Source organism: Massilia alkalitolerans DSM 17462, from assembly GCF_000427785.1.
GTDB classification, from domain to species: Bacteria; Pseudomonadota; Gammaproteobacteria; order Burkholderiales; family Burkholderiaceae_D; genus Telluria; species Telluria alkalitolerans.
Genome location: NZ_ATYR01000025.1, coordinates 88,482 through 96,370, shown reverse-complemented (window position 1 = coordinate 96,370; position 7,889 = coordinate 88,482). Strand labels below are relative to the sequence as shown.

Below are 7,889 nucleotides of genomic sequence, written 5' to 3'. Positions count from 1 at the left end.
TTCATGATGACGCCCCCCTCGATGTCGTGGTCAGTTGACACTTCCACTTTGGCACATCGATGCCGTTTCGGGAGGGGGCGTCCATCCCATTGCCTTTTATTTGTCTTTAAGCCCGAACAATACGGGCTCCCTTATCTTATCCAAAAGGAAAGATTTTTGAGATATGTCAACACAATTGTGGCATACGATATTTGCCTCTTTTAACGTTTCGCCGAAGAAAACATGTTTCTAAAGCATGGGTTCACCGGAGTGTTGTTAATACGCTGAAATTGTCTCCAATTGTCACGCACAGGCTTTTCCTTTCGTATTACGCTGCTTTTCGCCGCATTCAGACGGCACCGGCAATGACCGGAAATCAATGACACAGGCGAGGGTCATTTCGCTTGACGGAAAACACACAATAAGGAAGAAACATGAAGCAATCGCATTCGATTCATCCTGCAATGTTGAAGATGTGCGCTGCAATCTCGCTCGCGTTCGTGGCAGCCACGGCTGGCGCAGCCGAGCAGAAGTTCATCCTGGAGACAGACCGTATCATCGTGAAGTACAAGGACTCGGCGCCGGCTGCCAAGGGCCTGGCCCGCGCCGCCGAAGTCAAGGCCGACCGCAAGGCCAAGCTGGCGCGTGCGGGCCAGGAGTTTGGCATGCTGGTCAGCGAAAGCCATGCCATCTCGACCGGCGCCCATGTGTTCAAGCTCAATGGCCGCAAGCACCTGCAAGAAGTCGAAAAACTGGCTGCCGAGATGATGGCGCGCGACCCGGACATCGAATACGCCGAGCCGGACCGCATCATGACCCACATGGCAACCGCGAACGACCCGTACTACGCCCAGCAGTGGCACTACACCGACGCCACCGGCGGCCTGCGCCTGCCGACCGCCTGGGACAAGTCGACCGGCACCGGCGTGGTCGTGGCCGTGATCGACACCGGCTACCGCCCGCACGCCGACCTGAGCGGCCAGTTCCTGCAGGGCTATGACTTCATCAGCAGCGCCACCATCGGCAACGACGGCAACGGCCGCGACAGCGATGCGAGCGACCCGGGCGACTGGGTTGCGGCAGGCGAATGCTACGCCGGCTCGCCGGCATCGGGCTCGAGCTGGCACGGCACCCACGTGGCCGGCACGGTTGCCGCCAAGACCAACAACAGCCTGGGCGTGGCCGGTGTGGCCTACAACGCCAAGATGATTCCGGTGCGCGTGCTCGGCAAGTGCGGCGGCTACACCTCGGACATCGCCGACGCGATCACCTGGTCCTCGGGCGGCACCGTGACCGGCGTGCCGGCCAACGCCAACAAGGCGAAAGTGCTGAACCTGTCGCTGGGCGGCAGCGGCGCCTGCGACGCCACCACCCAGACCGCGATCAACGGCGCCCGTTCGCGCGGCTCGGTCGTGGTCGTGGCGGCCGGCAATGACAACATGAACGTCAGCAATGCCAGTCCGGCGAACTGCTCGGGCGTCATCGCCGTGGCAGCCACTGGCAAGACCGGCGGCCGTGCTTCCTACTCGAACTACGGCACCCTGGTCGACGTGGCGGCGCCTGGCGGCGACGGCAGCTTCAGCGTGATCTCGACCCTGAACTCGGGCTCGTCGGGCCCGGGCTCGGACAACTACGCAGGCTACCAGGGCACCTCGATGGCGACTCCGCACGTGGCCGGTGTCGCGGCGCTGATGTTCGCGGCCAAGTCGACCCTGACCCCGGACCAGGTGGAAAGCATGCTGAAGTCGACCGCGCGCGCCTTCCCGGCGACCTGCTCGGGCTGCGGCACCGGCATCGTCGACGCGACCGCGGCGGTGAATGCGGCGATCGGCGGCACTACTCCGCCGAGCGGAACGGTCATCAACGAGACCGAGTCGAACAACACGCTGGGCACCGCCAACCTGGTCTCGACCAGCGGCACCACCGTGAACGCCACGTTCTCGAGCTCGGCCGATACGGATTACTTCCGTGTCGATCTGCCGGCAGGCAAGACCCTGAGCGCGACGATGACGCCGAACAGCAGCTCCGACTACGACCTGTACATCTACAACAGCGCGGGCACCCTGCTCAGCCGCAGCGAGAACGGCGCCGGCGCGGTCGACAGCGCGAGCTCGGCCAACACCGGCAGCACCACCGCCAGCCGTTACGTGCGCGTGGTGTACTACAGCGGCAGTGTCGGCAGCGCCGGTACGTATAACGTGAAACTGAGCTGGTAAGGTCAGGAGGAAGCGGCGCGCTCCCCTGCGCCGCCTTCATCTGGGAACGCGCGGCTTGCCGCGCGTTCTTTTTTTTGACGTTTTGCAAGAAAAAACGGATACTGTATGGAATAACAGTAGTCGACCCTGCCGTCACGTGACGTCGTCCATGTGAATTCTCCGCTCCGTAAAATCATCCATTGCGACTGCGACTGTTTCTATGCATCGGTCGAGATGCGCGACGACCCGTCGCTGCGCGGGCGTCCGCTCGCGGTCGGCGGCCGTCCCGACCAGCGCGGCGTGATCGCCACCTGCAACTACGAGGCGCGCCGCTACGGCATCCATTCGGCCATGGCCACCGCCCAGGCCATGAAGCTGTGCCCGCAGCTCCTGGTGATTCCGCCGGCGATGGAAAAATACCGCATCGCCTCGCGCCAGATCATGGACATCTACCGCGACTACACCGAACTGGTGGAGCCGCTCTCGCTCGACGAAGCCTACCTCGACGTCAGCGACTCGCCGCACTGCAAGGGCAGCGCTACCCTGATCGCGCAGGAGATCCGGCGCCGCATCTTCGAGACCGTCGGCATCACCGCCTCGGCCGGGGTGGCGCCGAACAAGTTCGTGGCCAAGATCGCGAGCGACTGGAACAAGCCGGACGGCCTTTTTCTCGTGCGGCCGGAGGAGGTGGATGCTTTTGTTGCCGCGCTGCCGGTCAAGAAGCTGTACGGCGTGGGCAAGGTGACGGCCGAGAAGATGCACCGGCTCGGCCTGCAGACCTGCGCCGACATGCGCCACTGGAGCATCGAGCGGCTGACCGAGCACTTCGGCAGCTTCGGCTACCGGCTCCACAAGCTCTGCCGCGGCATCGACGAGCGCGCGGTGAACACCTCGCGCGAGCGCAAGTCGATCAGCACCGAAGAGACCTACACGCCGGACGTGCCGAACCTGGACGCCTGCCTGCGGCTGCTGCCGGATCTGTACGAGCACCTGCTGGCCCGCATCAAGCGCAACGGTGCCGAAAAATTCATCAACAAGCTGTTTGTGAAGATCAAGTTCTCGGACTTCCAGCAGACCACGGTCGAGTGTGTTGGCTATGCGCCACATATCCCGACCTATGCGCGCCTGATGGAAACCGGTTGGGCCCGCCACAGCCGCCCGGTGCGCCTGCTGGGGGTCGGCGTGCGGCTCAGCGATACCGAGACGGTCGAGCAACTGCGCCTGTTCGACGATGCGCTGCCTGCGGCGATCGTCGAGGCTGTTGGCGACTCGTCAATAGACTAATTTTTTTGCGACGTCTACACGGCTGAGTTCCGCTCAGCAGCGTAGAATGTCGTTCCCTTGAAATACTGAAACAATCGGATAACAGCGTATGTGGTTCAAGAATCTCCAGATTTATCGCCTGCCCGCCCCGTGGGCATTCAACCCCGAACAAATGGAAGAAGCACTGCAGTCGCAGGCTTTCACGCCCGCAAGCAGCAATGAGCTGCTGCGCCAGGGCTGGGATTCGCCACGCGGCAATGGCAAGCTGGTCCACGTCGTCAACAAGCAGATGCTGATGATGCTGGGCACCGAGAAGAAGCTGCTGCCGAGCTCGGTCATCAACCAGGTCGCCAAGGCCAAGGCCGCCGAGCTGGAAGAGCAGCAGGGCTTCCCGCCCGGTAAGAAAGCAATGAAGGAACTGAAGGAACGCGTGGCCGATGAACTGCTGCCGCGCGCCTTCTCGATCCGCAGCAACGTCTGGGTCTGGATCGACCCGGTCAACGGCTGGCTCGTGGTCGATGCCGCCAGCCCGTCGAAGGCGGACGACGTCATCAAGCTGCTGCTCAAGGCAGTGGACCGCATGCCGCTCGAATCGCTGCGCGTGCAGCGTTCGCCGGTGGCCGTGATGACCGGCTGGCTGGAAGCGGACGAAGCGCCCTACGGCTTCACCATCGACCAGGATACCGAACTGCGCGCCACCGGCGAGAGCCGCGCCGCCGTGCGCTACGTGAAGCACACGCTGGAACCGGACGACATCCGCCGCCACATCGCCGCCGGCAAGCAGTGCACCCGCCTGGCCATGACCTGGAACGACCGCATCAGCTTCGTGCTGACCGAGTCGCTGGCGATCAAGGGCGTCAAGCCGCTGGACGTGATCAAGGAAGGCGAAACGGTCACCTATAGCGACGACGAGCGCTTCGACAACGATATCGTGTTGATGACGGGTGAGATGGCGAAGCTGATGGCGGATGTGGTCGAGGCGCTGGGCGGGGAAGCCAAGGCCTGAGCAGGCCACTAACGCTCGCTATTTGCGCTAGCCCATGCACGTCGTTCCGGCGAAGGCCGGAACCCAAGTTCTGTTTGCGTTATCGGAACGCATGCAAAATTGGATCCCGGCCTTCGCCGGGATGACGTGCTGAAGTAGCGGGGAACAACATTGTCGTGGCAGTTCAAGCGTTCCTGAACTGCCACTTTCCCTCACTTCGCCCCCGCCATCTCCTCGCTGGTCGACGGCTCATCCCCCTGTTCCGGCTTGCCGCTCGAGTAGGTCGGCCCCGACCGGTTCTGGTGCGGCGCCGGCTTGCCCGGCAGCGGCGGCAAGGCCTTGGCCTGTTCCAGGTCGACGCCCGCCACCTCGGCCACGCGGCGGCCGTAATCCTCGTCGCAGTGCCACAGGTGCCATACCATGCGCAGCTGGATCGGCGCCGGGCATTTCTTGAGGTCGCCACCCACGTTGTTGACCAGGTCGTCACGCTCCCAGTCCTCGAACGTGCGGTAGCGCGCGCCGGCCTGCGCGTAGTCGTCCATCGTGCGGGTGGTCTGGTAGCGGCCCAGGTGGCCCTCCACGTACTGGTTGTATTCCTTCTCCGGCTTCGGCGCTTCGCTGTAGCCGCCCATCAGGCTCGGCTCGTAGTTGATGTGCTTGTCCTGGCCGCGGCCATCCACGTAATAGGTCATCTGGCCGTCGCGCTGGTTGGTGCGCGCCGCCGCGCCTTCCTGGGGCTGGTTGATCGGCAGCTGCAGGTAGTTCGGGCCCACCCGGTAGCGCTGGGTGTCGGAATAGGACAGGGTGCGGCCCTGCAGCATCTTGTCGTCCGAGAAGTCGATGCCGTCCACCAGCACCCCGGTGCCGAAGGCCGCCTGCTCGGTCTCGGCGAATACGTTATCGGGGTTCTTGTTCAGCACGATGCGGCCCAGCGGCAGCAGCGGGAACTGGTCTTCCGGCCAGCGCTTGGTGTCGTCGAGCGGGTCGAAGTCGAGTTCCGGATGCTCGCTGTCGCTCATGATCTGCACGCAGAATTCCCATTCCGGGAACTCGCCGCGCTCGATCGCCTCGTACAGGTCGCGCGTGGCATGGCTGGTGTCGTGGGCCTGGATTTCGGCGGCCTGTTGCGCCGTGAGGTTGCGCACGCCCTGCTTGGGCTGGAAGTGGAACTTCACCAGGTGGGCCACGCCCTGGTCGTTGACGAACTTGTAGGTGTTCACGCCCGAGCCTTCCATCTCGCGGTAGCTGGCCGGGATGCCCCACGGGCTCTTGACCCAGGTAATCATGTGCAGCGCTTCCGGATGGCTGCAGATGAAGTCGTAGAAGCGCCACGGCTCCTGCTGGTTGGTGACCGGGTCGGGCTTGAAGGCGTGGATCATGTCCGGGAACTTGATCGCGTCGCGGATGAAGAAGACCTTCAGGTTGTTGCCCACCAGGTCCCAGTTGCCGTCCACGGTCTTGAACTTGATGGCGAAGCCGCGCGGGTCGCGCGCGGTCTCGGGCGACTCCTTGGCGCCGATCACGGTCGAGAAGCGCACGAAGATCGGGGTCTGAACGCCGAGTTCGTTGAGCACGCGGGCACGCGTGTACTTGCTGGCCGGCTCGCCGCCGATGGTGCCGTAGGGCTCGAAGTAGCCGTGGGCGCCGGTGCCGCGTGCATGCACCACGCGCTCCGGAATGCGCTCGCGGTCGAAGTGGGTGATCTTTTCGATGAACTGGTAATTCTCGAGCGTGGCCGGACCACGTTCGCCCACCGAGCGCAGCGACTGGTTGTCGCGGACCGGATGGCCCTGGCGCGTGGTCAGGATAGGACGCTGCTCGTTCATTGCTCTCTCCTCGGACAAATTCGTTTGGAGAGAGCAGTATAGGAAGACGCGCGCCGTTGCAGCGCGCGCCTGCAAACAAAACCTCCATGGCTGCGTTGCACCGTCTCGCCGTACACGCGTACTGTCTTCGTGGTCCGCCACTGCGGCGGTGCGCCTTGCCCTGAAGGTTTTGTGAGTTACAGCTGCTGGAACACGCCGGCGGCGCGGTTCTTGGTGACGTTATCCCATGGGAACACCTGGCCGTTCATGGCCACGTAGACGCCGGCCGGCAGCGTTTGCGCGACGCCGCAGGCGAAGCCGAGGTTGAACAGGGCGTCCGAGTTGGCGATCTCATAGGGGATCATGGCGCCGGTCAGCACGATGGTCTGGCCGAGGCTGGCTGCACCGAGCACGGCCGCGGTTTCGCGCATGGTATCGGTGCCGTGGATGATGACGATGGCTTTTTCTTTTGCCGCCTGGCAGGAGGCCAGCACGCGCTGGCGATCCGGGTCCTGCATGTCGAGCGAATCGAGCAGCGGCAGCACTTCCAGCTCGCATGGCACGGTCATGCGCGAGCGCGCGATCACGGCCGGCAGGTGGCTTTCGGCAAAGCCGAGCACGCCGTTCAGTTCGTTGTAGTGTTTATCGAAAGTGCCGCCGGTAGCGATGATTCGCAAAGTCATGTTGGTTTGTCCACGTGCAGAAAAAGGTGGGTAATGATAGCCGCAAACGGTAGTGTATCTGACTGTGACTGCGCTAGAATCTTCAGGATCGGATGAGTAGACTCACCCATCTTCTTCCTATTTCTCTCCCAGTTACTCCCATGAAAGCCGTCGCACCGGGCACCGTCATTTTTCACCGCCATCGAGGCTATGGCGTGATCACCCACGTCAACCTGCTGACCGGCTGGATCTCGGCGCGCTTCGGCAGCGAGCAGCGCACGCTCGACCTGAATCTGTCGAGCGACGAGGTGCAGCACGCGGATGGCGAGCCGATCCTGTTCCGCCGTGCCCCGCCGGACCGCATGCCGCATGCGCGCCTGATGGAAGTGGTGCGCGCGCTGCACGAGGCGGGCTACCAGAAGCTGTACCTGTACTCCTGGCCCAAACCTTCCGGCCTGCACTGGCGCTGGCATTTGTTCACCGGCCCGCGCAACTGGATGCAGCGCACCTGGCGCGAAGGCTGGTACGGCTCGGGCGCGGACTACAACAACAATCCCGTGATGGGCTGGGGCGATTCGCCGGGCGCGAGCACTGATGAGCTGATCCATGCGCTGGCGAAGTTCGATCCGCAAGGGCTGGCGCAGGCGCTGGGGCGCGACGAGGACCACACGGCCTGGTTCGCGCAGGTCTGCGAGCTGCTCTTGCCCGGGTACATGTACAGCCTGAACATGGAGCGCCCAAGCGGCGGCAAGCTGATCGACGCGCCGCCGGTGCCGGTGGTGCCGGTGCGGGCGGGGCTGCAGCCGTATGCGGGACCGCAGATCGGCTGGCCGCCGGGTTGGGCGGGCTTGTGGACCGGCACGCATGTGATGCCGGTGCGGAAGGTGAATCTGATTACCGGAGAGCCGGAGCTGCGCTGATTGGTGCTGCTCGCTGCGCTCGGTTTTGTTCTCACTGCGCTGCAGAATTGGGCTCCGGCCTTCGCCGGAGCGACGTGCTA

At 63.7% G+C, this 7,889-nt stretch carries 6 protein-coding genes; 4 read left to right on the top strand and 2 right to left on the bottom strand.

Annotated features, from left to right (window positions below; translation table 11 throughout):
- Nucleotides 1-413 precede the first annotated feature (413 nt).
- The 3 genes from YWC_RS0120765 to YWC_RS0120755 all read left to right on the top strand — a co-directional run bounded on the left by YWC_RS0120765 (nucleotide 414) and on the right by YWC_RS0120755 (nucleotide 4,443).
- The gene (locus YWC_RS0120765) at nucleotides 414-2,195 is read left to right on the top strand and encodes a S8 family serine peptidase (protein WP_027867120.1); all 1,782 of its coding nucleotides are present in this window, start codon (nucleotides 414-416) and stop codon (nucleotides 2,193-2,195) included.
- Between the two features lie 150 nt (nucleotides 2,196-2,345).
- Nucleotides 2,346-3,458 (top strand): DNA polymerase IV, encoded by a 1,113-nt coding sequence (gene dinB, locus YWC_RS0120760; RefSeq protein WP_084416509.1) that lies wholly within the window; start codon nucleotides 2,346-2,348, stop codon nucleotides 3,456-3,458.
- 88 nt (nucleotides 3,459-3,546) lie between these two features.
- Complete coding sequence (locus YWC_RS0120755; RefSeq protein WP_027867118.1) at nucleotides 3,547-4,443, top strand: recombination-associated protein RdgC; 897 nt, start codon at nucleotides 3,547-3,549, stop codon at nucleotides 4,441-4,443.
- A gap of 191 nt (nucleotides 4,444-4,634) precedes the next feature.
- Here YWC_RS0120755 and YWC_RS0120750 read toward each other — a convergent pair whose 3' ends face one another.
- Together YWC_RS0120750 and YWC_RS0120745 are read right to left on the bottom strand one after the other, a co-directional pair.
- On the bottom strand, nucleotides 4,635-6,248 hold the full coding sequence (locus YWC_RS0120750) for a catalase (RefSeq protein ID WP_027867117.1): 1,614 nt from the start codon (nucleotides 6,246-6,248) through the stop codon (nucleotides 4,635-4,637).
- Between the two features lie 176 nt (nucleotides 6,249-6,424).
- Nucleotides 6,425-6,910, bottom strand: a complete 486-nt coding sequence (locus YWC_RS0120745; RefSeq protein WP_027867116.1) for an asparaginase domain-containing protein — start codon at nucleotides 6,908-6,910, stop codon at nucleotides 6,425-6,427.
- 140 nt (nucleotides 6,911-7,050) lie between these two features.
- On the opposite strand from YWC_RS0120745, the gene YWC_RS0120740 reads away from it, so the two are divergent.
- Nucleotides 7,051-7,809 (top strand): hypothetical protein, encoded by a 759-nt coding sequence (locus YWC_RS0120740; protein WP_027867115.1) that lies wholly within the window; start codon nucleotides 7,051-7,053, stop codon nucleotides 7,807-7,809.
- Nucleotides 7,810-7,889: the final 80 nt, after the last annotated feature.